The organism is Paracoccus pantotrophus, from assembly GCF_008824185.1.
GTDB classification, from domain to species: Bacteria; Pseudomonadota; Alphaproteobacteria; order Rhodobacterales; family Rhodobacteraceae; genus Paracoccus; species Paracoccus pantotrophus.
The window spans coordinates 1,032,643-1,057,135 of sequence record NZ_CP044426.1 but is presented as its reverse complement, the minus strand read 5'-3'; the positions used below and the strand labels follow the sequence as shown (position 1 = coordinate 1,057,135).

Sequence of the window (24,493 nt, the reverse complement as noted above, 5' to 3'; positions counted from 1 at the left end):
TCTCCCTTCGGCTTGCCAAGCGCGGCGGATGCCGGATACCGCGGCCGGGGGCGTCGGAGGGCGTCGGGGGGGCAAGCATCACGAACCACCGGCGCAGGCAGCACGGGGATGGTCACGCCGGCCCGCCTGGCCACGGGCTGTGGGGGCCGGGAATGAAACATCGCAAGACCGTCCGACGCGGACGCATTCGGACGGTCGGACGGACCGCCTAGGGCGGTGCCGCATGTAGCTGAAATCTAAGGATTTTTGGCTCCGGCGGTAGGGATCGAACCTACGACCAATTGATTAACAGTCAACTGCGATGCGATTCCACATAGTTTCACCCGTATGCAGATGTATCGCAAAATAATAGTAAAAACAACAAATTAGATAGATATTCAGTTTCAACCTGCTTCATTCTAAATCTGCATCTTGTGCCCCCAAGTGTGCCCCCATATCTTTGGGGGCACAGCTAAAGGGGGTTTCAATGGCACGTTTGACAGACAGGGGCGTTGCGGCAATCAAGCCGACAGATGAGCGGCAACAGATCAGCGACGATTTAACGCCGGGCTTGCAACTTATTGTGCAGCCGACAGGGCGGAAGTCATGGGCGGTGCGCTATCGGACGGGCGGGAAGATGCGCCGCATGACACTTGGCCAGTATCCCCATATGCCGCTTGCAGAGGCTCGCACCACAGCCCGCAACGTCATGGCTGATGTGCAGGACGGGAAAGACCCGCAGGGGGATAAGGAACAGGCCAAAACGGACACGGTGGCATCCGTGGTCGATGAGTTTGACCGCTTCCATCTATCCACGTTGAAAAGCGGCAAGAACGCCCTTGGCTTCCTGCAACGTTCTATCGTGAAGGAATGGGGGCACCGCCCCGTGCGGGACATCACCAAGCGCGATGTTTCCCGCCTGTTACTCAATATCGTCGCCAGTGGTCGAGAGGTTACGGCTAACAGGACATTTGCCCATGTGCGCAAGTTCTTCAACTGGTGCGCAGAACATGGCTATATCAACCAAGCTCCGACAGACCGCATGAAGATGCCCACGAAAGAGGAATCCCGCGACAGGTTCCTGACCGATGCTGAAATCTCATTGTTCTTGCAGGCGACCGAAATCATGGCTGCCCCTTACCGGCAGGCACTGCGGCTCCTGCTGCTGACCGGGCAGCGGCATGGTGAGGTTGTGGGTATGACCAGAGCGGAGATAGTCGGGGATATGTGGCACCTTCCTGCCGCGCGTTCTAAAAACGGACTTGCCCATGACGTGCCGCTTACACAGGCGGCGCTGGACGAATTGGAAGCAATTCCCATCATGGGCGACGCCGGGCTTATCTTCACGACCAACGGCACCAGCCCGATCACCAACCTGAACGATAAGGCGAACGACGCCCTTTCCGCGATGATTGAACTGGCCGGGACAGAAATTGAACGCTGGCGGCCACATGACCTGCGCAGAACGGTTGAGACCGGCTTGGCGCGTCTTGGCGTGGCGGAAAGCCTGATCGACCGGATAACGAACCACATCAGCGGGCAACCGACCATCAGGCGCGTCTACAACCGCCACGATTACGCTGCCGAGAAACGCGCCGCACTAGAGGCATGGGCGAATCACCTGCAAACGCTGGCCGAATCGTGAGGGGAGTTACTCTTATAACACATAAATACAGCTGTCAAGGGGCCTACTTGATTCTTTTGTATTCATGCGCTATATTCTGCTTGTCAAGGGCAAAGATGGGGTTGACATGCTGGAAAGACACATTGGGACGGCTGAACTGTGCAAGCGCATCGGGGTGGGCCGGGTCACAATTTATCGCTGGTTGAAGGATGAGGCGATGAAGTTTCCGAAGCCTGCGGCTGTGGGTGGCAAGCACTTCTGGCCGGAAAGCGTGATTGCGGATTACTTCGCACAGGCGCGAGGTGCGGCGTGATGGATATCAAGAAGATCGAGAAACTGCTGCAAGATATCCGCAATCAGTGCATTCACATCAAAGGCGATGAAAATGGATATCACGTTGCCCAGATTCGGACTGCTGCTTCTGAAATTGAAAAGCTGGTTGCGCCAGAGAAGCCCGCAGGCAAGCGCATGAACTTGAAAGCAATGGGTTGATAAAAAGAGAAGACCGGGCGCTCCCTCAAGCTGCCCGGCCTTAGTTTTTGTAGGATCGCAACGGGGTTGGGAAGCCCCATAAAGTGATAGGGATCACATATGAGTAATATAGACGCTCTGGCGGATAATGCAAGGCGGCGGGTGACCGCGTGGAACGAAACATACCGAAAGTTCATTGAGACATTAGGTGCCCATCCGCCAACGGGGGCTTTCTTCTATCATCCCGCGATTGATGAAGTGGCTGAGGCAATAGTCAGCCGGAAAGCGATTCACCCCGGCCATATTCGCGATGAGGTGGAGGTTTACAATCAGGCGGCCCACCTGCTGCGAGAGATCGCCTTGGATGGCGAGGGGAACCTGACCATTGAGGGCTGCGATGCGAATGACTGCCAGCAGGAAGCTGACGAGATCGCGCAAAGCATCAAGAGCAGGCAAGGAAAGTTTTTACGCAAGCGGGCACATATTGCCCGCCTTTGGCTTTTGATGGCTGATCTTCTGCAATGGGAATCCATCAAAAACTTATTTTTGCCAGACGTAACCCTTTACAACAGTAATATTGAGTGGGAGGTGGTCCATTGAGCCGCGTAATTACCATGAGCCGAGCAGAAACCGATAGCGCCGTTGAAGCCTTTGGGGATGCATTCCGCAAAGCTGTGCGGGTTGATCTGCGTGACGTGCTGGCCAGCGACAAGCCTTTGGCTGAGGTTGTTCAGTTGCGCGATAAGATTCGCAAACAAGAAGAGCCTGCCGTGCCGCTAAGCGGCCCTGTGGTTGTAAACGCCAATAACAACACGTGGAGTCTGACGCCGCTATCGGAAATTGACGATACGCCTATTCAATGGGCTGTGGGAGATATTATCCCGCAGCATGGCATGTCGGTAATCTTTGGCAAGCCGAAATCCGGGAAATCATTCGTGGCTATCGACATGGCTTGCTGCATCGCAACCGGAACGCCCTACCACGGGCACCCCGTAAAGCCCGGCAAGGTTGTCTATATCGCAGGCGAAGGCCGCTATGGTATTCGCGCACGGTTTGCGGCGTGGGCTGAACATAACGGCGCTGACCCCATGGAAAACGTGCTGCTATCTAGCGGCCCGACCATGATCAACCCTAACGGCGTTGCCAATATCATTCCAGTCATCAGGCAAGCTGCGGGTGGTGCGCCTGCAATGATCGTGATCGACACGTTGAAGCGCAACTTCCACGGGGATGAAAACACCCAGAAAGATATGCAGGCCTTTGTTGCAGGCTGTGACCGTATACGCGAGTTCTTCCCTGACACCGCTATCGTGATTGTTCACCATAGCGGACATGGGAATGAGGATCGCGCCATGGGGTCAATCAACCTGCTTGCATCAGTGGATGCAGAGCATCGGGTAACGCGGGCTGCAAATGGGAATATCAATCTGGACTGCACGGCCATGAAGGATGCAGCCGAACCCGATGCGATGGCGTTTGAATTAGTCACTGTAGGGGCATCGCTGGTCCCTGTGCATGCGGGAACGCCTAAAAAGACCAAGCCCGCAGGTATAGCGGTTAAAGTGGATGGGCAGCTAGCCATGGACGCGTGGGCCGCTGTGCAAGAGTTTTGCGGACCCGAAGGCATGGAGGAAGCGCCATGGCGGGATGAGTTCAATAGGTTGAAGGGCGGCAGCCCAGAAGCTAACCGGCAGGCTTGGGGACGCGCAAAAAAGCAACTTATTGCGGCAGGTCTGCTAAACCAGATGGAAGCGCCCTACATCCTGACGCTTCCGGGCGTGACAAGCGTGACGTGACCGTGACGTGACGTGACAAGAAACCGGAAATAGGCGTGACGTGACGTGACACACCCCTATAGGGGTGTCACGCTGTCACGCTATCCCAGAATTTTATTGAGGGAAGAAATGAAGATGAAGTTTAAACGACTGACTGGCGACAGTGCAGAGGACTACGAAGTTACGATTGTGGGCGGTGGTTTCCCGGAAAATATACGCGAGAAAATCATTGACCATAATACCCAAAGAATCACTGGCGAAATATTCGTGGAAAGCGAACTTGCGCCAAAGAAGTATGACATCATCATTGACGACGGTGAAAGTCTAGTTGTGGTTTGGACTGATGCCGACCAAGTGAGAGGCGCGTATCACGTTCGTTATGCCGCGTGGCCGTATGAATGGAAACAGTGGATACCCAGATAATCGATCCATAGAGACCCCGCCTAGTGCGGGGTTTTCCATCCCGCCCTAATCGCAGCCATGCCGTGCCTTTGGTATACTGGTCCGTAGTTAAGGAGATGCACATGGCTGGGGATTTCGAAAAGGCTGTTCAACAGTGGATCGAGCGGGCTAAGGCTGACAGCCTAGACATCTTCAAGGACGCCACCCGCACGTTGGCTGAAGAGGTTCGCCAAGCTGTGCCGCGTGATACTGGCAACCTAGCCAATAGTGTAGTGCTGTCGCCTGATCGGAACATCACCAAGGGCGCGAATGATGAGCAATTCCCTGATCCCCGGCCCAATGATGAGGCCGTGCTGGGTAATGTGGAATTGGGCGACAAGATCGCGTTGGGTGTCAGGGCTGCATATGCCGCGCGTCGTGAGTTTGGTTACATCAGCACGTCAAGCGACGGAACGCATAAGAACATCCCCGGCACTCATGCCGTTACTGCCACGATGAGCAAGTGGAAGGGCCTTGTGCGTAGGGCTGCACAGAAGCGCAACAGGGCGGTTCGGTGATGTGTGGCGTCGTGGGTCATGGGCGCAGCAAGATGCCAGCCAGCGGGGCAACTGTGCGGCTCTGCGGCGTGATTGGCAGCGGGGCCACCGTTGGCAACCTTTGGGGCGCGCGACACGCGGGGGGCCTGTCCTGTTCACATTCCCAATTCTGAATGTATAGATAGATGGCTAGACCAACGAAACAAGCCTCTTTAGCAATTCGCTTCTTTGAGAACCTTCATATTCCCGAGGGTAAGCTGGCCGGGAATAAGGTTAAACTCGCTAAGTATCAAAGGCAATTCCTTAATGGTGCGCTGAAACCTGACGTGATGGTGGCGTGCCTTAGTATCGGGCGCGGCAACGGAAAAACTGCTCTGTGCGCGGGGTTGGCGCTGGCTGAGGTCATGGGCGCGTTGCATGACGATCCGCAGCCGAAGCGAGAAGTATTACTCGTAGCGAGAAATCGGGATCAAGGGAAGGTAGCTTTCAATTTCGTTCTAGGCTTCATTGAGGGCCTGCCTGATGAGGAACGGGAACTGTTCGACATTCGGCGCGGGCAACGGCTTGAGGCGGAATACCACGGTTCAGGCGGGGGCATTGTTCGTGTGATCCCTGCCGATGGTAAGTCTATCCTCGGCGGTGCCCCTACAATGGCAATTCTGGACGAGCGTGCATCGTGGAATCCCGACAAGGGCCAGGAACTTGAGAACGCCATTCTTTCGGGCCTGGGGAAGCGTGATGGCCGGGCGTTCATCATCTCGACCAGTGCGCCGGATGATGCCAACGCTTTTTCCCGCTGGCTCGATCAGCCCCCGCCGGGAACATATGTGCAGGAGCATAGGCCAGAGGAAGGCTGCGCCCCTGATGATGTGGACGCTATCAAGATCGCGAACCCCGGCGCTGTTGAGGGTATCGGCTCAACGATTGACTGGCTCAAGGCACAGGCTGCGCGGGCGATTGCAAGGGGCGGTTCGGCGCTGGCGTCCTATCGCAACCTGAACCTGAATCAGCGCGTGAACGTGGAAACAGGTTCTGTTCTGGTCACGACAGACGAATGGCTTGCTGCCGAGGTTGCAACCCTGCCGCCGCGTGAAGGTATTTGCATCTTTGGTGCGGACTTGGGCGGTTCCCGTAGCCAGACGGCAGGGGCGCTGTATTGGCCGCAGACGGGCCGTGCCGAGGTGTGGGGGGCGTTCCCTAGCAACCCCAGCCTTGCCGATAGGGGCGCGGCTGATGGCGTCGGGCGTAGGTATGTGGATATGGCTGACCGGGGCGAACTGTGGACGCTTGGCGATCTGATCGTTCCGCCTGCTGACTGGCTGCGGCGTATGCTGGATGTAGCGGACGGCTATCCTATCGCCTGCATCGTGGGCGACAGGTTCCGTGAGGCTGAATTTCGGGAAGCGATGCAGGCTGCCGGGATGCGAATGCCGTTCGTGCCACGCGGAAACGGATTCAAGGACGGCGGCGAGGATGTTGAACGGTTCCGTTCGGCCCTGTTCGATGGGAAGGTCAGGACGTTGCCCAGCCTGCTGCTACGGTCGGCCATGTCTGAGGCTATCGTGGTCATTGATGATAGCGGCAATGAGAAGCTGACCAAGAAACGCAGCCTTGGCCGTATTGATGCCGCCAGTGCGCTTGTGGTCGCGGTTGCTGAAGGACAGCGCCGCGCTGCTGTTAAACGCGGCCCTGCCCGTATTGCATGGGCTAACTGATGACGTGGCATCGGCATTCCCGGCATGTGACCCAGACGGCCCGTTGGCGCAGGCTACGGCGGGAAATCCTGCGGCGCGACAATTACAAATGCGTTCAATGCGGTGCTGCCGGGATTCTGGAATGCGACCATATCCAGCCTGTGCGGAATGGCGGTGCAGAATATGACCCGGCTAATTTACAGATGCTCTGCAAGCGGTGCCACTCGACCAAGACCCGGGCGGAAGTCTTTGGCGGCAAGATTGATCCTGAAAAGCAGAAATGGTCGCGCTTGCTACGGGGTGGCATGTAATGGATGGTTTCGATAAATGGATCGGGCGCGAGGACGAACTGCGCGAGGCGTTGATTGCGCAGGTAAAGGCTGATCGGCAAGTGCTGTATGATCGCGGAATGATTATCCCGACGTGGCAGGACAGCGATGTTATCATGCAAAAGCCGGAACAAAAGCTATTGTCGCGAATTGCTGATAATGGCGGGCATCTACCTTATGAAAAGGATGAGATGCGGCAGTTTTTTGGTTTCCGCGCTGTCGTGAATGCTGTTGCCGTTGTGAATAGCTGTTTGCGGCAAGGTTTTATCACGAATACCGACAACATTCTGAATATGACCCATACGGGAATGATCGCGCTTGAGGCTGCTGAAGAGGATTCGGCCCTATTCGCAGGATTAGACTGGGTTTGATATTATCCTGTTACCAATTGGTGGTAAAAGGATGAAGTAATGCTTAATAGCACTAAGATTCAGCGTGAGCAGAGTGAACTGCGCCAGAAACTCGCTGAACTGTCGGGTAAAGATCAACCTGACGAAACCGAAATTCGTCAAATGAACGAACTCGATAAACGTTATCAGGATAACGAAATCCGGTATCGTGCTGCGCTGATTTCCGAAGATGCCGAGCGTCGCGAAGCCGGGGCGGAACTCGAAAAGCGCGAAGGCAAGGAATGGGGCGACCTGATCGCCGGTTTTGAAGCGCGGCAGGTTGCTGAGGCGCTGGACCACGGCGCGCAACTGTCGGGCCGCACTGCCGAGGTTGTCGCGGAATTGCGGTCGCAGGGAAGTTTCCAAGGTATTCCGGTGCCGCTGGAAGTTCTGGAACAGCGCGCGGGCGAAACCGTTGCCGCTGGGCTTTATGAACCGAAGCAAACCCGCGATCTGGTCGGGCGTATCTTCCCGCAAAGTGTCGCGTCTAAAATCGGCGTTCAGTCGGTCAATATCCCGTTCGGCGCGGTCGAATATCCGTTCCTTACCGCCGGGGCTGTTGCTGGCTGGGCTGGCACGGAATTGGGTGACGTTGGTGCGCCCCAGACTGCCGCGACTACCGAGATTACCCTGAAGCCGGATCACAATCTCGGCGCTCAGATGGTGATTTCGCGCAAGTCGCTGAAACAGACTGCCGGGATCGAGAACGCAATTCGGGCCGATATGTCTGCCGCAATTGCCGCGGCTCTGGATGACGCGGTTATCAACGGCACGGGCGCGACAGGTCAACCGCTGGGCCTGATCCCCGGCGCGGCGACCTATGGCATTGCCAGCACGGATGTTGCGTCGCTGGCGACGTGGGCGAACTTCCGCGCGGAAGTCGTTGAATTTATGGAGGCCAACGCGATCACCGACGCTTCGCAGGTTCGACTCGCGTTCCCGCCTGCGATCTGGGCGGGGCTTGATGGTGCTTACGTCAGCGGAACCGCCGTCACGGAACTGGATCGGATGGCGTCGCACGGGATCAAGCCTGTTCTGGCGAATCAAATCCCCGCAGATACCGCGATCCTGACCACGACAGTTCAGGGCGTGGCGCCGGCTGTTCTTGGCCTTTACGGTGCCGTTGACCTGATTCGCGATCCGTATACGAAAGCGGCGTCTGGGCAATTGGTGCTGACCGGTATCGTGACGTTGGACTTCACCGCGACGCGCGGCCTGCAAACCCGCATCCTGACGGTCGAATAATGGAAAGCCTGTCCGTTTATTCGGGCGGGCTGGAACTCCGGGCTGCTGGCGACGGCACCCGGAGGCTATCCGGTCGGTTCCCGTATAAATCCCTCGCCACGATCCACAGCGGCGGAAACGGCAAGAAACCGCGAAAAGAAGCGTTCGCGCCGAAAGCCTTTTCCTATGCCGTTGATGATCCTGAGCGCGACATTCACCTCCTGATCGGGCATGACTTCGGGAAACCGCTTGCCAGCAAAAAGGCTGGCACTTTCCTACTGAATGACACTGACGAGGCGCTAGGGTTCGAGGCTATTATCACGCCGGAAATTCAGGAATCGACTTGGTGGTCTGACTTCAACGCGCAATTCTCTGCGGGGTTGATTGGCGGCATCTCGCCCGGCTTTCGTGTGGCGCCGCGTGAAGTGGTGCCGCTGCCGGAAGAAACTGTCGAGGAAGACCAGACACTCGGCAATGCGCTCATCCGCTGGATATTCGCCGCAATCCTGTTTGAATTGTCGCTTGTGACGCGTCCTGCATATCCGAATACCGCGCTGGACCTGCGGCAATTGGATAGCGGTCTGATCGTTCCTGCTAAACCCGCTGCATATAGGTGGCGCTGATGACCAGTCTTTATATTGAGGCCGAGAATGAACTATCCATTTCTTATCCCGATGCTCCTGCTGATGTTGACGGGAGTATTCCTGCTGCGATCTGGGGAAAACTGGAAAGCTACGTTGCGACGCGCTGGTCTACTGCTGTGGTTGCCTTTGAAGTTAACTGCCCTTGCGCTGTGGATTGGCGTCCTCCGTATAATCCGTATGTTATCGACTTGGTTGATGGCGAGGTTGCCACAGTAAACCAGTTTGGCGAGGTTCACCTGACTGCCGGTCGGCATATCGTGCAATGCACCATTGGCGGGCTGGACGTAACGCCGGGTATTGAGGAAGCCTATCGCCGGATGGCTGCATATTATGCCAGCGAGGATATGCGCGGCTATTCCCGTTATTCGGTGAGCATCGGCGGCGACATTTCCGAAAGCTGGTCACGGCGCAGGGATGCAACCGCGCTTTCCAATTCCGGCGCTGCTGATCTGCTGACCAAATATAGAAAGGCGGGTATCTCGCATGTTTAATCTGTTCAAGCGCAAGGCTGAACCTGCCCCTGAAACCCGCTCCGTGCAGGACGGCTTTACCGGCCAAGTGATGGCTCTGCGGGAAAACTGGATCGCCGGGCAAACCGGTCTGGCTGATCTGACTGCAACCGTGCAAGCTGCTGTGGGCCTCTGGGAGGGCGCTCTGGCGGCATCTGACGTTCAGGGCACCGATCTACTGACCCGGGCTGTCATGGCGCAGGCGGCGCGTTCCTTGGCGCTACGGGGCGAGTCCTTGTGGTATATCTCGGACAATGGCTTGCAGCCTGTTTCGGATTACGATTTCAGCACGGCTAACGGCAAGATCAAGGCTTACCGGCTGACGATCCCCGATGCGGGCGGCGGGCGTTCCGTGACCGCGCTGGCGTCTGAGGTTCTGCACTTCAAGATCGGCGTGGATTCGTCGGCACCTTGGACCGGCACCAGCCCGCTGCGCCGCGCAAAGCTGACTGCCGAGATGCTGCATGTGCTGGAAACCGCGCTATCGGAAACCTATGCCAACGCGCCGCTGGGTTCGTCTGTGGTCCCATTCCCGGAATCGACCGGCACCGATCTGGAAACGCTGGCACGGGGCTTCAAAGGGCGTCGTGGGCGCGTCCTGCTGCGTGAGTCTGTCAATGTGGCGGCACAGGGTAGCGTTGCCCCCAATGGCGACTGGCGACCGCAGGGGCTGACCCCGAACCTAGAAGCTAGCATGGCAACCCAGAACTGGAAGGCCGCGCGTGATAGCGTCCTGACCGCGTTCGGTATCCTGCCGGGTGGCTTTGATGCGGCGACCACGGGGCCGATGGTGCGCGAGGTGCAGCGGCATCTGGCAGGCTGGACGTTGCAGCCGATGGCGATGCTGATGGCCGAGGAAGCCAGCGAGAAGCTGGGCGGCAAAGTTGAGATCGACGTGATGCGCCCTGTGCAGGCTTATGACGTGTCGGGCCGTGCCCGCGCGATGGCAACGCTGGTGCAGGGGCTGGCACAGGCGAAAGAGGCGGGCATTGATCCTGATGCTGCCCTGCGGCTTGTGAACTGGGGCAACGACGATGGGGCATTCTGATGGGCGTGAAGTATAAGGTTGCCGTCTGTGATCCGCCCGTGACCTGCTATGACGGGCCGCAGATCAGCCGGGCACATGCGATCAGCCAAGGCGCGAAACGCTACTTTACCGGCGAACCCTGCAAGTATGGTCACATTGCCGAGCGTTATACGTCCAGCACCATATGCCTGCGGTGCGAGCGTGAACGGCACAGGACGGAAGCCTATCACGAATGGGCGGCTGACTATATGCGCGGCTACAACCCCGAGCCTGTGAGGCGCTACAACTCGAAATGGCAGCGGGAAAGAGCCGCCTAGCGCAACGGGAATGTGCCCCCATTGTGCCCCGGCAACGAAGAAGGGCTCAGCTATTTCTAGCTAAGCCCTTGTTTTATTTGGCTCCGGCGGTAGGGATCGAACCTACGACCAATTGATTAACAGTCAACTGCTCTACCGCTGAGCTACGCCGGAACACGGGGCGGTGTATAGCCTCGCTCTTTGGGGTCGTCCAGAGGGGTTTGCGGATTTTTTTCATCCATCCGAAAAATTCCCGGCCGGCCTAAGCCCGGCCGGGTCAATGCGCGGCAAACACCGAATCCGAGCCGATCAGCCCAGGGGTCGAGACCGCGCCAAGCTCGGACAGCGCGATCAGATGCGCCAGCACGTTGCGCGTCGCCGCGGGAATCATTGCCGGCGGGATGCGGTAGATTCGACGCGCCAGCGCCTCGGCCGTGGCGGGACCGTCGCGCAGCGCGGCAAGGATCTGCATCGTGCGCTCGCGCCGATGCGCGGCAAGCTCGGCCAGGCGCGCGGCGGGATCGCGCACCGCATCGCCATGCGCCGGCAGCAGCAGGCGCGCGCCCGCCGAATCAAGCCGCGCCAGCGAGCGGAAGTAATCCGCCAGATCGCCGTCCGGCGGCGAGATGATGGTCGAGGACCAGCCCATCACCACGTCGCCGCAAAAGATCGTCTCGTCCTGGCGAAAGGCCAGGTGGCCGGCGAAATGGCCGGGCGTGTGCAGCGCGGTCAGGCGCCATTCCTCGGTCTCGACCACCGCGCCGTCGGCCAGGGCGATGTCAGGGACAAAGCCGCGGTCCAGCCCCTCGCCGCCGTCGATGGCGCCTTCGCGCGCCAGCCGCGCCATCACCGCCGAGCGGCCGGCTTCGGCGGGGCCGAAGCCCAGGACCGGCGCGCCGGTCGCCTGGGCCAGGGCGTGGGCGCCGCCGGAATGGTCCAGATGCGCATGGGTGACGAAGATATGGCTGATGCGGCCGGAGCCGGCCGCGGCCAGGATCGCCAGGCGATGCGCGGCCAGGTCCGGGCCGGGGTCGATCACGGCGATCCGCTCGCGTCCCAGCAGGAAGGTGTTGGTGCCCGGCCCGGTAAAGGGCGAGGGATTGTCGGCGGTGATGATCCGCAGGGCTTTCTCGGCGCTTGTCATGGCGATAACCTAGCCATGGCAGGGCCCATATTCCAAGGGCCGGGTGGGACATGAGGCAATGAATTTCGACTGGCTGAAACGGACCATGCCGCGCGGGCTTTACGGACGGGCGGCGCTGATCCTGTTCCTGCCGGTCGTGGTGGTGACCGTCGTCGTCACCATCATGTTCCTGCAGCGCCATTTCGAGGACGTGACCCGGCAGATGACCGCCGGCATGGCGCATGAGGTCGCGCTGGTCGCGGCCCGCATCGACGCGGTCCCCGATATCGCGGCGGCGCGCGATTCGGCGGGCGAGGTCGCGGGGCCTTTGGGGCTGAAGCTGCTCCTGCCCGCCCCACCGGGCGCGGACTGGCGGACCTTCTACGACCTGTCGGGGCGCATCGTCATCGCCGAGCTGCACCGGCAGGTGCCCGCCGTGCGCGCCGTCGACCTGAGTCACCGGCGCGAGGTGCGTGTGACGCTTCAGGGCCGCTGGGGGCATTACCGGCTGGTCTTTCCGCGCAGCCGGGTCAGCGCCTCGAACCCGCATCAGCTGCTGGTGCTGATGGTGGGCACCTCGCTTCTGATGACCGCCATCGCGACGATCTTCCTGCGCAACCAGCTGCGCCCGATCAAGCGGCTGGCGCGCGCGGCCGAGGAATACGGCAAGGGGCGGATCATCCCCTATCGCCCCGCCGGTGCCAGCGAGATCCGCAGCGCCGGCACCGCCTTCCTGGAGATGCGCGCCCGCATCGAGCGCCAGAACGAGCAGCGCAAGCAGATGCTCTCGGGCGTGAGCCACGACCTGCGCACGCCCCTGACCCGGCTGCGGCTGGGCCTGTCGATGCTGAGCCCCGACTATCCGCCCGAGCCCGAGGAGATCGCGGCGCTGGAAAGCGACGTGGCGGCCATGGGCACCATGGTCGATGCCTTCCTGGACCATGCCCGCGACGCGGCGCAGGACGCACCGCCCCAGCCGGTGCCGGCGCTGGATTTCGTGCGTGGCATCGTCGCCGATGCGCAGCGCGGCGGGCAGCGGGTTGTCCTGCATTCGGTGGCCGGCGACGAGGCAGGCCGCGCCACCTTTCGCCGCGACAGCCTGCGCCGCGCCGTCGAGAACCTGATCGGCAATGCCGTGCGCTATGGCGAGCGTGCCGAGGTCGAGGCGGCGCTGGGGCCGAGCTATTTCCGCATCTCGGTCGAGGATGACGGGCCCGGCATCCCGCCCGAGCGGCGCGAGGAGGCGCTGAAGCCCTTTACCCGGCTCGATCCCGCCCGCAACCAGAATCGCGGCCAGGGCGTGGGGCTGGGCCTGTCCATCGCCGCCGACATCGCCCGCGCCCATGGCGGGCAGCTGCGGCTGGGCCGGGGCGAGCGGCTGGGCGGCCTGCGGGCCGAGATCGTGATTCCGCGCTGACCGGCGCGGTTGCGGCAAGGGACGTCGCGGGCTAAGGCTGTCGCAAGGACATAAGACAGAAGGGATTCCGCGATGCGGGCATTCGTATTTCCGGGGCAGGGCGCGCAGGTCGTCGGCATGGGGCGCGAGCTGGCCGAGGCCTATCCGGCGGCGCGCGAGGTCTTTGCCGAGGTGGACGAGGCGTTGGGAGAGAGCCTGTCCGAGCTGGTCTGGAACGGCGACATCGAGACGCTGACCCTGACGCGGAACGCCCAGCCGGCGCTGATGGCGACCTCGATCGCGGCCTTCCGGGCGCTGGAGGCCGAGGGCTTCGGCATCGGGGACGCGGATTTCGTCGCCGGCCATTCCCTGGGCGAATATTCGGCGCTTTGCGCGGCCGGTGCCCTGAGCCTGGCCGATACCGCGCGGCTTCTGCGCCTGCGCGGCCAGGCCATGCAGGAGGCGGTGCCGGTCGGCCAGGGCGCCATGGCGGCGATCCTGGGCCTGGATTTCGCCGCGGTGGACCAGATCGCGCGCGACGCGGCCGAGGGCGAGGTCTGCCAGGCCGCCAATGACAACGACCCGGCGCAGGTGGTGATCTCGGGCCACAAGGCTGCCGTCGAGCGCGCCGCGACGCTGGCCAAGGAGCGCGGCGCCAAGCGGGCGCTGATGCTGCCGGTCTCGGCGCCGTTCCATTCGGCGTTGATGCAGCCGGCGGCGGCGGCGATGGCCGAGGCCCTGGCTGCGGTCGAGATCGCCGCGCCGGCGGTGCCCTTGGTGGCCAATGTCCGCGCCGAGCCGGTGGCCGAGCCCGGCGCCATCCGGCGGTTGCTGGTCGAGCAGGTGACGGGCGCCGTGCGCTGGCGCGAGTCGGTCGAATTCCTGGCGGGCGCCGGCGTCACCGAGTTCTGGGAGATCGGCGCCGGCAAGGCGCTGTCGGGCATGATCAAGCGCATCGCCAAGGATGCCGCGGTCAGGAACATAGGCGCTCCGGCGGATATCGCGGCGCTGAAGGCATGAGGGGGCTCTGCCCCCATCCCTGCGGGATTCCCCCGGGGTATTTGGAAAACGGAGAAGAGCTTGATGTTTGATCTGACAGGCAGGAATGCGCTGGTGACCGGCGCTTCGGGCGGGATCGGCGGTGCCGTGGCCGAGGCGCTCCATGCCGCCGGCGCCACGGTGGCGCTGTCGGGCACGCGCGAGGCGCCGTTGCGCGAGCTGGCCGAGAAGCTGGGCGCGCGGGCGCATGTCGTGACCGCGAACCTGGCCGATGCGGCGGCGGTCGAGGCGCTGCCCAAGGCGGCGGCCGAGGCCATGGGTTCGGTCGACATCCTGGTCAACAATGCCGGGATCACCCGCGACAACCTGTTCATGCGCATGTCCGACGAGGAATGGGCACAGGTGCTGGAGGTCAACCTGACCTCGAGCTTCCGGCTGTGCCGGGCTGTCCTGCGCGGCATGATGAAGGCGCGCTGGGGCCGGATCGTGAACATCGGCTCGATCGTGGGCGCCACCGGCAATCCGGGGCAGGGCAATTACGCCGCTGCCAAGGCCGGGCTGGTCGGCATGTCGAAGAGCCTGGCCTATGAGGTCGCCTCGCGCGGGATCACGGTGAACTGCGTCGCGCCGGGCTTCATCGAGACGGCGATGACCGACAAGCTGAACGACGAGCAGAAGGGCCGGATCCTGGCGCAGATCCCCGCCGGGCGCATGGGTTCGGCCCAGGAAATCGCCGCTGCGGTGCTGTATCTGGCCAGCCCCGAAGCGGGCTATGTCACCGGCGCCACGCTGCATGTCAACGGCGGCATGGCGATGATCTGATGATGGTTTATGCGGGTTGCAAGATCACGTTCCCGTGCTATATCCCGCAAACAAGGCCGCAGGGGAACCGCCCTGGGCTCTGACCGGCAATCGCTGGAACATCTGGGCGGATTGCCCGCGAAAACGAGGAAGAGACATGAGCGATATCGCTGATCGCGTGAAGAAAATTGTCGTCGAGCACCTGGGTGTCGATGAAGAGAAGGTCACCGAGACCGCCTCGTTCATCGACGATCTCGGCGCCGATTCGCTGGACACCGTCGAGCTGGTCATGGCTTTCGAGGAAGAGTTCGGCATCGAGATCCCGGACGATGCCGCCGAGACCATCCAGACCTTTGGCGATGCGGTGAAATTCATCCAGGGCGCGGTCTGATCCAGCTCTGAGCAGCTTTTCGGGGCGGTGCTTTCGGTGGAAGGCGCCGCCCTTTTCCTTGGCTGCGGCGGTTTGACCCAGCGTCGCGGGGAACCGCCGCGCGGCTGCCTTCGTTTCAAGGGCGAACCTGACGAAGGAGAGTTTCATGGCCGTGAATGTCAAAGGGTTGAGCGACAATGCCCGCAAGACCGCGATCGCCGAGCTGAATGCCCGCCTTGCCGATGCGCTGGCGCTGTCGGCGGCGATCAAGCAGGCGCACTGGAACGTCAAGGGCCGCAACTTCATCGCGGTGCATGAGCTGTTCGACACCGTGAAGGCGCGGCTGGACGAGCATGTGGACATGATGGCCGAGCGCGTGCAGGTGCTGGACGGAGTGGCCGTCGGCACGGTCGAGAAGGTGGCCAAGGCCAGCACGCTGAAGGAATACCCCACCGACCTGACCAAGGCCGAGGATCATATCAAGGCCGTCTGCGAGCGGATGCGCGACTATGGCGAGAAGGTGCGCGCCGCCATAGACGCGACCGACGAGGCCGGCGATGCCGATACGGCCGACCTGTTCACCGCCGCCTCGCGTACGGCGGACAAGGATCTGTGGTTCCTGGAAAGCCATCTGGAATAGGCTTTCCGCAGGGTGAACCGGGGCCAGGGCCCCGGTTTGCCGCTTGTGCCGCGGGTTATTTCGGCATCGGCGCGGTGATGCCCTCGACATAGAAATTCATCGAGGAGAGTTCCTCGTCGCTGGCCACTTGCCCCTCGGCCAGCCAGTCGCTTCCATCCTGCTTCTTCAGCGGCCCGGTGAAGGGGTGGTATTCGCCCGCAGCGATCTTGTCCTTCAGCGCCAGCGCCTCCTCCTTGACCTCGGCGGGGACGGCCTCGGTGATCTCGCCGATCTCGACCTCGCCATCGCCGATGCCCAGCCAGACCGAATGCGAGGTCCAGCTGCCGTCCAGCACCTCGCCCACGCGCTTGACGTAATAGGGCGCCCAGTTGTCGATGATCGAGGAAACCCGCGGGCTGGGCTTGAAGGCCGCCATGTCGCTGGCCTGGCCGAAGCCGATGGCGCCGGCCTCCTGCGCCTTGGCCAGCGGCGCCGTGGAATCGGTGTGCTGCAGGATCACATCCACGCCCTCGGCGATCAGCGCGGCGGCGGCGTCGGCCTCTTTCGCGGGGTCGAACCAGCTATAGGCCCAGACCACCTTCATCTCGACATCCGGGTTCACCTTCTTGGCGTGGATATACGAGCTGTTGATGCCCTGGACCACCTCGGGGATCGGGAAAGAGCCGATATAGCCGATCTTGTTCGACTTGGTCATGCGCCCGGCGATGGTGCCCATGACGGCACGGCCCTCGTAGAAGCGGGCGTCGTAGGTGGCGACGTTCTCGGCGGTCTTGTAGCCGGTGGCATGCTCGAACTTCACGTCCGGGAACTTCTTGGCGACGTTGATCGTCGCGTCCATGAAGCCGAAGCTGGTGGTGAAGATCAGCTTGTGGCCGGAGAGCGCCAGCTGGGTGATGGCGCGTTCGGCATCGGCGCCCTCGGGCACGGATTCGATATAGGTGGTCTCGACCCGGTCGCCATATTCCTTTTCGACCGCCTGCCGGGCCAGGTCGTGCTGATAGGTCCAGCCGCCGTCGCCCACCGGGCCGACATAGATGAAGCCCACCTTCAGCTTTTCCTCTTGCGCCAAGGCAGGCAGGGCCGTGCTGGCCACCAGCGCCGCGGCGCTGCCAAGAAGGGTTCTGCGTTTCATGTCATGCTCCTTGCAGGTTGTGGCTATTTTAATGCGTGGAAGGGCCGGCCCAGGCTGGCGGGGGCCGCACCCCCGCCCGAGCGGCCGAATTTCTGCCGGGCCGAGATCAGCACCAGCACGATGATCGTGGCGAGATAGGGCGCCATGGAAAGCAGTTGCACCGGCACAGCGACGCCCGCCGCCTGCAGGCGCAGCTGCAGGACGGTGACGCCGCCGAACAGCCAGGCGCCGGCCAGCGCCCCCCAGGGGTTCCATTGCGCAAAGACCACGATGGCCAGCGCGATCCAGCCGGCGCCGGCGGTCATGCCCTCGGTCCATTGCAGCACCGTGGCGATGGAAATATAGGCGCCGCCCATGCCCGCCAGCGCGCCGCCGAAGCCGATGGCCAGGATGCGCACCCGCCGCACCGGATAACCCAGGCCATGCGCGGCGTCGTGGTTCTCGCCCACCGCGCGCAGGATCAGGCCCGGCCGGGTGCGGGCCAGGAACCACCAGACCGCGGGCACCAGGACGATGCCCAGCCAGATCATCCAGTTCAGTCCCAGGGGGCCGGAGATCATCGCCGGGGCCTTCATCCCCTCATAGGGCTTGCCGAACATCGCGGTCAGGCCCAGGCCGAACAACGTCAGCGCCAGCCCCGTCGCCACCTGGTTCGACAGCAGGAATTGCGTCAGCACGGCAAAGCCCATCGACAGCGCCGCGCCGGCGAGGGCGGCGGCGGCGAAGCCAAGCGCCGGGCTGCCGCTGGCATGGGCGGCGGCGAAGCCGGCCAACGCGCCGGTGATCATCATGCCCTCGACGCCCAGGTTCAGCACGCCGGCGCGCTCGACCACCAGTTCGCCAAGCGCGGCGAACAGGATCGGCGTCGCCGCCCCGAGCAGCAGGATAAAGACGGACAGCGGGTCGATCATGCGCGCCTCCGAATGCGGTAGCGGGTGAGCAGGTCGAAGCCGAGCAGGAAGAACAAGAGCATCCCCTGGAAGACCTGCACCGTCGCCGCGGGCAGGTTCAGCATCATCTGCGCCAGCTCGCCGCCGATATAGGTCAGCGCCATCAAGAGCCCGGCGAGCAGGATGCCCAAGGGGTGCAGCCGGCCCAGGAAGGCCACGATGATCGCGGTGAAGCCGTAGCCCGAGCCGAAGCTTTCGGTGATCTGCCCGGCCGGGCCTGCGACCTCGAAAAGCCCCGCGAGGCCCGCCAGCGCGCCCGAGACGCCCAGGCACAGCGCCACCAGCCGCTCGGGGCGCACGCCGGCGAAACGGGCGGCGCGCGGCGCGGCGCCGGCGGTGCGGATGTGAAAGCCCAGGACATGCCGCGACATGACGAACCAGATCGCCGCCAGGGCCAGCACCGCCGCCACGCCGCCCCAATGCAGGCCTGAATTGGCGATCAACTCGGGGTTCGCGGCGGGGTCATATTGCTGCAGGTTGCGCGAGCCGGGGAAGTTGAAGCCCTCGGGGTTCTTCATCGGGCCGAAGGCCATCCAGGCTGCGATGCGCTGCGCGACATAGACCAGCATCAGCGAAACCAGGATCTCGGACGCGCCGAACCAGTTGCGCAGCATGGCCGGGACCATGCCCCAGGCCCAGCCGCCCGCTGCGCCGGCCAGGATCATCGCCGGGAAGATCCAGAAGGCGTCAAGCGGATAGGCGGCCAGCGCCACCGCGGCGCCGCAGATGGCACCGATGATGTATTGGCCCTCGGCGCCGATGTTCCAGATCCCGGCGCGGAACCCCAGCGCCAGGCCCGAGGCGATCAGGATCAGCGGCCCGGCCTTGACCAGCAGTTGCGGCCGCGAATAGCCGGCGGCGGGGCCGAACAGCGGATCCCAGAAGATGGTGCGGATCGCGGCCAGCGGGTCGAAGCCCATGGCGGCGAACAGCCCGCCGCCGACGATCATCGTGGCCAGCACCGCCAGGACCGGGGTCGCGACCTGCCAGACCAGCGGCGCCGAAGCGCGGGGTTCAAGCCGGAACATGCGCCACCTCCATGCCATGGGCGCCGCCCAGCATCAGCCCGATCTCCTCGACCGTCAGCCCCTCGGTCGGGCGGGGCGCGGACAGCCGCCCCTGGTTCAGGGCGCAGAAGCGGTCCGAAAGCTCCAGCAATTCGTCCAGATCCTGGCTGATGACGATCAGTCCCGCGCCCTGTGCGGCCAGGTCCAGCAGCGCCTGGCGGATGGCGGCGGCGGCGGCGGCATCGACGCCCCAGGTCGGCTGGTTGACGACCAGCACCCGCGGCCGGCCCAGCACCTCGCGGCCGATGACGAATTTCTGCAAATTGCCGCCCGACAGCGCGCCCGCCGCCGTATCCGGGCCGGGGGTGCGCACGTCGAAGGCGCGGATCACCTCTTGCGCGAAAGCGGTGGCCGCCTTGCGGTCGATCAGGCCCTTGCGGATCAGCCCCTGCCGGGCGCCCGCGGTCAGCAGCGTGTTCTCGGCCAGGCTGAATTCGGGCACGGCGGCATGGCCCAGCCGGTCCTCGGGCGCGGCCAGCAGCCCGGCGCGGCGCCGCGCCTCGGGGCCGGCGCGCGACAGGTCGCGGCCTTCCAGCGCGATGGTGCCCGGCGCGGTGGCGGTCTCGCCCGACAGCGCCGAGAGCAGTTCCTCCTGCCCGTTGCCGGCGACGCCGCCGATGCCCAGGATCTCGCCCGAGCGCAGGGACAGCGCGACATCCTTCAGCGCCATGCCCTCGCCGCCGACCGTGGACAGGCCGCGCACCTCCAGCACCGGCGCGGCGGGCTTGCGCCCCGATCGGTCCACCAGCCGCATCTCGGCCCCGACCATCATCGCCGCCAGTTCGCGCGCGGAATGGGCGCGCGGATCGACCGTGCCCACCAGCTTGCCCTGGCGCAGGATGGTGGCGCGGTCGCAATGGCTGCGGATCTCTTCCAGCTTGTGGCTGATATACAGGATCGCCGTGCCGGCCCCGGCCAATTGCCGCAGGGTGGCGAACAGGATCTCGGCCTCTTGCGGGGTCAGCACCGAGGTCGGCTCGTCCATGATCAGCAGCCGCGGGCTCTGCAACAGGCAGCGCAGGATCTCGACCCGCTGCCGCTCGCCCGCGGAAAGGCTGGCGATGCGGCGCGCGGGGTTCAGGGGCAGGCCGTAGCTCTGCGACAGTTCGGCGATGCGGCGCGAGAGTTCGGCGCGCGGCGGCGGGTTCTCCATCCCCAGCGCGATGTTCTCGGCCACGGTCAGCGCGTCGAACAGGCTGAAATGCTGGAACACCATGGCGACGCCGGCGGCACGAGCGGCGCGCGGATCATGCGGCGCGTAGGGCGCGCCCAGCAGCGCCATCCGCCCCTCGTCCGGCCGCACCAGGCCATAGATCATCTTGACCAGCGTGGATTTGCCGGCGCCGTTCTCGCCCAGCAGGGCATGGATTTCGCCGGCCTCGACCGCGAAGGACACATCGTCATTGGCGCGCACGCCGGGATAGGTCTTGCCCAGGCCCTCGGCCCGGAAAACATTGCTCACTGTTGCGCGCCTCGCTGCTTTTTGCGCAAGATTAGCGGTTTTCCGCCGAGGGGCAATTGCACAGTTGGGCAGGTCGCCCCTAGATTGGCGCCATGCCTGAAAATTCTCCCCGATTCATCCACCTGCGCACCCATTCCGAACATTCGCTGCTGGAAGGCGCGGTGCCGGTCAAGAAGCTGGCCGATCTTGCGGCGCAGAACGGCATGCCCGCCGTGGCGCTGACCGACAGCAATGCCCTGTTCGCGGCGCTGGAATTTTCGGTCAAGGCGCAGGATGCCGGCGTGCAGCCAATCATCGGCTGCCAGGTCGCGCTGGCGAGGGATGTCACCGGCCCGGTGGTGCTGCTGGCGCAGAACGAGGCGGGCTGGCTGAACCTGATGGCGCTTTCGACCTGCCTTTACCTGCGCGACGACCATGCCCTGCCGCATGTGACGGTCGAGGAGCTGGAGAGCCATGCCGAGGGGCTGATCTGCCTGACCGGCGGCGCCGGCGGCCCGCTGGGGCAATTGGTGCTGCAAGGCCGGCAGGCCGAGGCGCGCGCGCTGACGGAAAGGCTGGCCGCCGCCTTTCCGACCCGGCTTTACGTCGAATTGCAGCGCCATCACGATGCCGAGGGCCAGCCGGTCCCCGAAGAGGCGGGTTCCGAAGGCGGCATGATCGACATCGCCTATGCGCTGGACCTGCCGCTGGTCGCGACCAATGACGTCTATTTCCCGAAGCCCGAGCTTTTCGACGCCCATGACGCGCTGATCTGCATCTCGGAACGCGCCTATGTCGACCAGACCGCGCCGCGCCGCCGGCTGACCCCGCAGCATTACTTCAAGACCGCCGCCGAGATGGCGACGCTGTTCGCCGACCTGCCCGAGGCGGTCCAGAACACCGTCGAGATCGCCCGCCGCTGCGCCTTCGCGGTCAAGAAGCACAAGCCGATCCTGCCGCGCTTTGCCGATGACGAGGTCGAGGAGCTGCGCCGCCAGGCCTGGGACGGCTTGCGCGCCCGGCTGGCGGTGATCCCGCATTCCGCCCCGGTCGAGGAATACGAGGAACGCCTGCGCTTCGAGCTGGGCATCATCGAGCAGATGGGCTTTCCCGGCTATTTCCTGATCGTGGCCGATTTCATCAAATGGGCCAAGGAACACGGCATTCCCGTCGGCCCCGGCCGCGGCTCGGGCGCGGGGTCGCTGGTCGCCTATGCGCTGACGATTACCGACCTGGATCCAATCCGTTACAGCCTGCTCTTCGAGCGGTTTCTTAATCCGGAACGGGTGTCGATGCCCGACTTCGATATCGACTTCTGCATGGATCGCCGCGAGGAGGTGATCCAATACGTGCAGGAGAAATACGGCCGCGACAAGGTCGGCCAGATCATCACTTTCGGCGCGCTGCTGTCCAAGGCCGCGGTGCGCGACGTGGGCCGCGTCTTGCAACTGCCCTTCGGCCAGGTGGATCGGCTCAGCAAGATGATCCCGGTCGAGGGCGTCAAGCCCGTCAGCGTCACCAAGGCGCTGGCCGACGAGCCGCGCCTGCGCGAGGCGGCCCGCGAAGAGGTGGTCGGCCGTCTCTTGGACTATGCCGCCAAGATCGAGGGCTTGCTGCGCAATGCCTCGACCCATGCCGCGGGGGTGGTGATCGGCGACCGGCCGCTGCACCGGCTGGTGCCGCTTTACCGCGATCCGGCCTCGGACATGCCGGCGACGCAGTTCAACATGAAATGGGTCGAGCAGGCGGGGCTGGTCAAGTTCGACTTCCTCGGCCTCAAGACCCTGACGGTGATCCAGAATGCGGTCGATCTGATCAATGCCGGCGGGCGGCCGCTGCATGTCGCGGCCGACGGCCGGGTGCTCTACGAGCCGGCCAAGGGGGCCGAGAACCAGATCAACGCCATCCCGCTGGACGACAAGCCCAGCTATGACCTGTTCGCCAGCGCCCGCACCGTGGCGGTGTTCCAGGTCGAAAGCTCGGGCATGATGGACGCGCTGCGGCGCATGAAGCCGACCTGCATCGAGGATATCGTGGCTCTGGTCGCCCTATACCGCCCAGGCCCCATGGAGAACATCCCGACCTATTGCGAGGTGAAGAACGGCCTGCGACCCCTTGAATCCATTCATCCTTCCATCGATCACATCCTGGCCGAGACCCAGGGCATCATCGTCTACCAGGAACAGGTGATGCAGATCGCCCAGGTCATGGCCGGCTATTCGCTGGGCGGCGCCGATCTGCTGCGCCGCGCCATGGGCAAGAAGATCGCCGAGGAGATGGCCAAGGAACGGCCGAAATTCGTCGAGGGCTGCAAGCAGCAGGGAATCGACGCGAAGAAGGCCGGAGAGGTCTTTGACCTGCTTGAGAAATTCGCCAATTACGGTTTCAACAAGTCGCATGCGGCGGCCTATGCTGTGGTCAGCTACCAGACCGCCTGGCTCAAGGCCAATCACCCGGTCGAGTTCATGGCCGCGGTGATGAACTGCGATATCCACCTGACCGACAAGCTCGCCGTCTACAAGCGCGAGGCCGACCGGATGGGGATCGAGACCATGCCGCCTTGCGTCAACCGCTCCGAGGCCACCTTCAGCGTCAAGGACGGCAAGATCCTCTATGCGCTCGGCGCGCTCAAGGGCGTGGGCGTCGAGGCGATGAACCTGATCGTGCAGGCCCGCGGCGAGCGGCCCTTTGCCGATCTGCACGACTTTGCCCGCCGCGTGGACATGCGCCGGGTCGGCAAGCGGCCGCTGGAGATGCTGGCCCGCGCCGGCGCCTTCGACGCGCTGGAACCGAACCGGGCGCGGGTGCTGAAATCACTGGACGGGCTGGTCGCCTGGTCGGCGGCGGTGCAGGCGGCGGCGGCCTCCAGCCAGTCCTCGCTTTTCGGCGGGGGCGAGGATCTGCCGCCGCCGCGGCCGGTTGCCGCGCCGGTCTGGATGCCGGCCGAGAAGCTGGCCGAGGAACATGCGGCGGTGGGCTTCTACCTGTCCGGGCATCCGCTGGACGATTATCAGCCGGCGCTGCGCCGCAAGGGGGTGCAGACGCTTGCCGAGGTGACGCAGGCGGCGGCCGACGGGGCGCTGGTGGCGCAACTGGCCGGCACCGTGGCGCATCGGCAGGAAAAGAAATCCGCCCGCGGCACCCGTTTCGCCTTTGTCGGCCTGTCCGACCCGAGCGGGCTTTACGAGGTCACGGTGTTTTCCGACACGCTGGACGCGCATCGCCAGCACCTTGAGCCGGGCGAGAACGTCGTCCTGCAGGTCCAGGTCGAGCCTTCGGGCGACCAGGTCAAGCTGCTGGCGCGCTCGGTCATGCCGTTGGAGCAGGCGGTGGCGGATGCCGGGGCGAACCGGCTGGCGGTCGAGATCGCCGGGCTGGACGCCGTGCCCGCCGTTGCCGAGGCGCTGTCCCGCATCCTGGCCGAGTTGAACGCCCCCGCCCGCGCCCGCGGCCCCATCGCCTTGCGGCTGAAGGATGGCGCGGACCTGGTCGATATCGAGATCGCCGAGGATGCGCCGCTGACCACGCCCGCCCGCCAGGCCCTGCGCGTGATCCCCGGCGTGCTGGAGGTGCTGGAGGAATAGGGGCCGGGTGCGGTGCCCGCATTGTCCCGGCATTCCCGTCCCGGCGTTCCGCAAGCCGGGCCTGCGCGCGGGCGCGCCGGGCTTCAGCTTG

Annotated in this window: 26 protein-coding genes and 1 tRNA gene; 21 read left to right on the top strand and 6 right to left on the bottom strand. The window is 63.5% G+C overall.

Annotated features, from left to right (window positions below):
- Positions 1-466 precede the first annotated feature (466 nt).
- The 15 genes from ESD82_RS15685 to ESD82_RS15615 all read left to right on the top strand — a co-directional run bounded on the left by ESD82_RS15685 (position 467) and on the right by ESD82_RS15615 (position 10,920).
- Positions 467-1,624, top strand: coding sequence for a tyrosine-type recombinase/integrase (locus ESD82_RS15685; RefSeq protein WP_147427947.1), 1,158 nt, complete (start codon positions 467-469; stop codon positions 1,622-1,624).
- A 64-nt stretch (positions 1,625-1,688) separates the two neighbouring features.
- The gene (locus tag ESD82_RS15680) at positions 1,689-1,916 is read left to right on the top strand and encodes a helix-turn-helix transcriptional regulator (protein WP_147427948.1); all 228 of its coding nucleotides are present in this window, start codon (positions 1,689-1,691) and stop codon (positions 1,914-1,916) included.
- A complete protein-coding gene (locus ESD82_RS15675) occupies positions 1,916-2,095 on the top strand; it encodes a hypothetical protein (protein ID WP_147427949.1) in 180 nt (59 codons plus the stop codon). Before ESD82_RS15680 ends, ESD82_RS15675 begins: the two co-directional genes overlap by 1 nt.
- A 99-nt stretch (positions 2,096-2,194) precedes the next feature.
- A complete protein-coding gene (locus ESD82_RS15670; protein ID WP_147427950.1) occupies positions 2,195-2,674 on the top strand; it encodes a hypothetical protein in 480 nt (159 codons plus the stop codon).
- Positions 2,671-3,870, top strand: coding sequence for an AAA family ATPase (locus ESD82_RS15665; RefSeq protein WP_147427951.1), 1,200 nt, complete (start codon positions 2,671-2,673; stop codon positions 3,868-3,870). Before ESD82_RS15670 ends, ESD82_RS15665 begins: the two co-directional genes overlap by 4 nt.
- 108 nt (positions 3,871-3,978) lie before the next feature.
- The gene (locus ESD82_RS15660; protein WP_147427952.1) at positions 3,979-4,272 is read left to right on the top strand and encodes a hypothetical protein; all 294 of its coding nucleotides are present in this window, start codon (positions 3,979-3,981) and stop codon (positions 4,270-4,272) included.
- A 101-nt stretch (positions 4,273-4,373) separates the two neighbouring features.
- Positions 4,374-4,808 carry an HK97 gp10 family phage protein gene (locus ESD82_RS15655; RefSeq protein ID WP_147427953.1) on the top strand — a complete coding sequence of 145 codons (435 nt, stop codon included), beginning with the start codon at positions 4,374-4,376 and terminating at the stop codon, positions 4,806-4,808.
- Positions 4,809-4,972: 164 nt separating this feature from the next.
- Positions 4,973-6,502, top strand: a complete 1,530-nt coding sequence (locus tag ESD82_RS15650) for a terminase large subunit domain-containing protein (protein WP_208852080.1) — start codon at positions 4,973-4,975, stop codon at positions 6,500-6,502.
- On the top strand, positions 6,502-6,792 hold the full coding sequence (locus ESD82_RS15645) for an HNH endonuclease (RefSeq protein WP_147427954.1): 291 nt from the start codon (positions 6,502-6,504) through the stop codon (positions 6,790-6,792). Before ESD82_RS15650 ends, ESD82_RS15645 begins: the two co-directional genes overlap by 1 nt.
- Positions 6,792-7,181 (top strand): hypothetical protein, encoded by a 390-nt coding sequence (locus tag ESD82_RS15640; RefSeq protein WP_147427955.1) that lies wholly within the window; start codon positions 6,792-6,794, stop codon positions 7,179-7,181. The genes ESD82_RS15645 and ESD82_RS15640 overlap by 1 nt, the downstream gene beginning before the upstream one ends.
- Positions 7,182-7,220: 39 nt before the next feature.
- A complete protein-coding gene (locus ESD82_RS15635; protein ID WP_147427956.1) occupies positions 7,221-8,444 on the top strand; it encodes a phage major capsid protein in 1,224 nt (407 codons plus the stop codon).
- Complete coding sequence (locus ESD82_RS15630) at positions 8,444-9,046, top strand: HK97 family phage prohead protease (RefSeq protein ID WP_147427957.1); 603 nt, start codon at positions 8,444-8,446, stop codon at positions 9,044-9,046. The genes ESD82_RS15635 and ESD82_RS15630 overlap by 1 nt, the downstream gene beginning before the upstream one ends.
- Positions 9,046-9,558: a hypothetical protein gene (locus tag ESD82_RS15625; RefSeq protein ID WP_147427958.1), complete on the top strand. Its 513-nt coding sequence runs from the start codon at positions 9,046-9,048 to the stop codon at positions 9,556-9,558. Before ESD82_RS15630 ends, ESD82_RS15625 begins: the two co-directional genes overlap by 1 nt.
- Positions 9,551-10,624: a phage portal protein gene (locus ESD82_RS15620; protein ID WP_147427959.1), complete on the top strand. Its 1,074-nt coding sequence runs from the start codon at positions 9,551-9,553 to the stop codon at positions 10,622-10,624. Before ESD82_RS15625 ends, ESD82_RS15620 begins: the two co-directional genes overlap by 8 nt.
- A complete protein-coding gene (locus ESD82_RS15615) occupies positions 10,624-10,920 on the top strand; it encodes a hypothetical protein (RefSeq protein ID WP_147427960.1) in 297 nt (98 codons plus the stop codon). The genes ESD82_RS15620 and ESD82_RS15615 overlap by 1 nt, the downstream gene beginning before the upstream one ends.
- A 78-nt stretch (positions 10,921-10,998) precedes the next feature.
- On the opposite strand, the gene ESD82_RS15610 is transcribed toward ESD82_RS15615, so the two are convergent.
- Positions 10,999-11,073: transfer RNA gene (locus tag ESD82_RS15610), tRNA-Asn, on the bottom strand.
- 103 nt (positions 11,074-11,176) lie between these two features.
- On the bottom strand, positions 11,177-12,043 hold the full coding sequence (locus ESD82_RS15605) for an MBL fold metallo-hydrolase (protein WP_147427961.1): 867 nt from the start codon (positions 12,041-12,043) through the stop codon (positions 11,177-11,179).
- 58 nt (positions 12,044-12,101) lie between these two features.
- Here ESD82_RS15605 and ESD82_RS15600 point away from each other — a divergent pair, with 58 nt between their 5' ends.
- The 5 genes from ESD82_RS15600 (at position 12,102) to dps (ending at position 16,228) form a co-directional block, all read left to right on the top strand.
- The gene (locus ESD82_RS15600) at positions 12,102-13,439 is read left to right on the top strand and encodes an ATP-binding protein (RefSeq protein WP_024844368.1); all 1,338 of its coding nucleotides are present in this window, start codon (positions 12,102-12,104) and stop codon (positions 13,437-13,439) included.
- Between the two features lie 72 nt (positions 13,440-13,511).
- Positions 13,512-14,438, top strand: a complete 927-nt coding sequence (gene fabD, locus ESD82_RS15595; protein WP_024844369.1) for an ACP S-malonyltransferase — start codon at positions 13,512-13,514, stop codon at positions 14,436-14,438.
- 63 nt (positions 14,439-14,501) lie between these two features.
- Complete coding sequence (fabG, locus tag ESD82_RS15590) at positions 14,502-15,239, top strand: 3-oxoacyl-ACP reductase FabG (RefSeq protein WP_024844370.1); 738 nt, start codon at positions 14,502-14,504, stop codon at positions 15,237-15,239.
- Positions 15,240-15,375: 136 nt separating this feature from the next.
- The gene (locus tag ESD82_RS15585; protein WP_011748063.1) at positions 15,376-15,609 is read left to right on the top strand and encodes an acyl carrier protein; all 234 of its coding nucleotides are present in this window, start codon (positions 15,376-15,378) and stop codon (positions 15,607-15,609) included.
- Between the two features lie 127 nt (positions 15,610-15,736).
- Positions 15,737-16,228 carry a DNA starvation/stationary phase protection protein Dps gene (gene dps / locus ESD82_RS15580; RefSeq protein WP_256233597.1) on the top strand — a complete coding sequence of 164 codons (492 nt, stop codon included), beginning with the start codon at positions 15,737-15,739 and terminating at the stop codon, positions 16,226-16,228.
- Between the two features lie 55 nt (positions 16,229-16,283).
- On the opposite strand, the gene ESD82_RS15575 is transcribed toward dps, so the two are convergent.
- The 4 genes from ESD82_RS15575 to ESD82_RS15560 are packed head-to-tail and all read right to left on the bottom strand — an operon-like array spanning position 16,284 to position 20,839.
- Positions 16,284-17,360, bottom strand: coding sequence for a BMP family ABC transporter substrate-binding protein (locus tag ESD82_RS15575; protein WP_024844372.1), 1,077 nt, complete (start codon positions 17,358-17,360; stop codon positions 16,284-16,286).
- A gap of 23 nt (positions 17,361-17,383) precedes the next feature.
- Positions 17,384-18,271 (bottom strand): ABC transporter permease, encoded by an 888-nt coding sequence (locus ESD82_RS15570; RefSeq protein WP_024844373.1) that lies wholly within the window; start codon positions 18,269-18,271, stop codon positions 17,384-17,386.
- Positions 18,268-19,338, bottom strand: coding sequence for an ABC transporter permease (locus ESD82_RS15565; protein ID WP_147427962.1), 1,071 nt, complete (start codon positions 19,336-19,338; stop codon positions 18,268-18,270). Before ESD82_RS15565 ends, ESD82_RS15570 begins: the two co-directional genes overlap by 4 nt.
- Positions 19,325-20,839: an ABC transporter ATP-binding protein gene (locus tag ESD82_RS15560; RefSeq protein ID WP_147427963.1), complete on the bottom strand. Its 1,515-nt coding sequence runs from the start codon at positions 20,837-20,839 to the stop codon at positions 19,325-19,327. The genes ESD82_RS15565 and ESD82_RS15560 overlap by 14 nt, the downstream gene beginning before the upstream one ends.
- A 92-nt stretch (positions 20,840-20,931) precedes the next feature.
- On the opposite strand from ESD82_RS15560, the gene dnaE reads away from it, so the two are divergent.
- Positions 20,932-24,402, top strand: coding sequence for a DNA polymerase III subunit alpha (dnaE, locus tag ESD82_RS15555; RefSeq protein ID WP_147427964.1), 3,471 nt, complete (start codon positions 20,932-20,934; stop codon positions 24,400-24,402).
- The last annotated feature ends 91 nt before the right edge of the window (positions 24,403-24,493 follow it).

Bases quoted from the DNA above. Each gene is read 5' to 3' on its own strand.
- fabG (WP_024844370.1), top strand. From the start codon at position 14,502: ATGTTTGATCTGACAGGCAGGAATGCGCTGGTGACCGGCGCTTCGGGC.
- ESD82_RS15620 (WP_147427959.1), top strand. From the start codon at position 9,551: ATGTTTAATCTGTTCAAGCGCAAGGCTGAACCTGCCCCTGAAACCCGC.
- ESD82_RS15625 (WP_147427958.1), top strand. From the start codon at position 9,046: ATGACCAGTCTTTATATTGAGGCCGAGAATGAACTATCCATTTCTTAT.
- ESD82_RS15570 (WP_024844373.1), bottom strand. From the start codon at position 18,271: ATGATCGACCCGCTGTCCGTCTTTATCCTGCTGCTCGGGGCGGCGACG.
- ESD82_RS15585 (WP_011748063.1), top strand. From the start codon at position 15,376: ATGAGCGATATCGCTGATCGCGTGAAGAAAATTGTCGTCGAGCACCTG.
- ESD82_RS15565 (WP_147427962.1), bottom strand. From the start codon at position 19,338: ATGTTCCGGCTTGAACCCCGCGCTTCGGCGCCGCTGGTCTGGCAGGTC.
- ESD82_RS15630 (WP_147427957.1), top strand. From the start codon at position 8,444: ATGGAAAGCCTGTCCGTTTATTCGGGCGGGCTGGAACTCCGGGCTGCT.
- ESD82_RS15660 (WP_147427952.1), top strand. From the start codon at position 3,979: ATGAAGATGAAGTTTAAACGACTGACTGGCGACAGTGCAGAGGACTAC.
- ESD82_RS15650 (WP_208852080.1), top strand. From the start codon at position 4,973: ATGGCTAGACCAACGAAACAAGCCTCTTTAGCAATTCGCTTCTTTGAG.
- fabD (WP_024844369.1), top strand. From the start codon at position 13,512: ATGCGGGCATTCGTATTTCCGGGGCAGGGCGCGCAGGTCGTCGGCATG.
- ESD82_RS15680 (WP_147427948.1), top strand. From the start codon at position 1,689: ATGCGCTATATTCTGCTTGTCAAGGGCAAAGATGGGGTTGACATGCTG.
- ESD82_RS15655 (WP_147427953.1), top strand. From the start codon at position 4,374: ATGGCTGGGGATTTCGAAAAGGCTGTTCAACAGTGGATCGAGCGGGCT.
- ESD82_RS15675 (WP_147427949.1), top strand. From the start codon at position 1,916: ATGGATATCAAGAAGATCGAGAAACTGCTGCAAGATATCCGCAATCAG.
- dnaE (WP_147427964.1), top strand. From the start codon at position 20,932: ATGCCTGAAAATTCTCCCCGATTCATCCACCTGCGCACCCATTCCGAA.
- ESD82_RS15605 (WP_147427961.1), bottom strand. From the start codon at position 12,043: ATGACAAGCGCCGAGAAAGCCCTGCGGATCATCACCGCCGACAATCCC.
- ESD82_RS15645 (WP_147427954.1), top strand. From the start codon at position 6,502: ATGACGTGGCATCGGCATTCCCGGCATGTGACCCAGACGGCCCGTTGG.
- ESD82_RS15600 (WP_024844368.1), top strand. From the start codon at position 12,102: ATGAATTTCGACTGGCTGAAACGGACCATGCCGCGCGGGCTTTACGGA.
- ESD82_RS15635 (WP_147427956.1), top strand. From the start codon at position 7,221: ATGCTTAATAGCACTAAGATTCAGCGTGAGCAGAGTGAACTGCGCCAG.
- ESD82_RS15670 (WP_147427950.1), top strand. From the start codon at position 2,195: ATGAGTAATATAGACGCTCTGGCGGATAATGCAAGGCGGCGGGTGACC.
- ESD82_RS15640 (WP_147427955.1), top strand. From the start codon at position 6,792: ATGGATGGTTTCGATAAATGGATCGGGCGCGAGGACGAACTGCGCGAG.
- ESD82_RS15615 (WP_147427960.1), top strand. From the start codon at position 10,624: ATGGGCGTGAAGTATAAGGTTGCCGTCTGTGATCCGCCCGTGACCTGC.
- ESD82_RS15685 (WP_147427947.1), top strand. From the start codon at position 467: ATGGCACGTTTGACAGACAGGGGCGTTGCGGCAATCAAGCCGACAGAT.
- ESD82_RS15575 (WP_024844372.1), bottom strand. From the start codon at position 17,360: ATGAAACGCAGAACCCTTCTTGGCAGCGCCGCGGCGCTGGTGGCCAGC.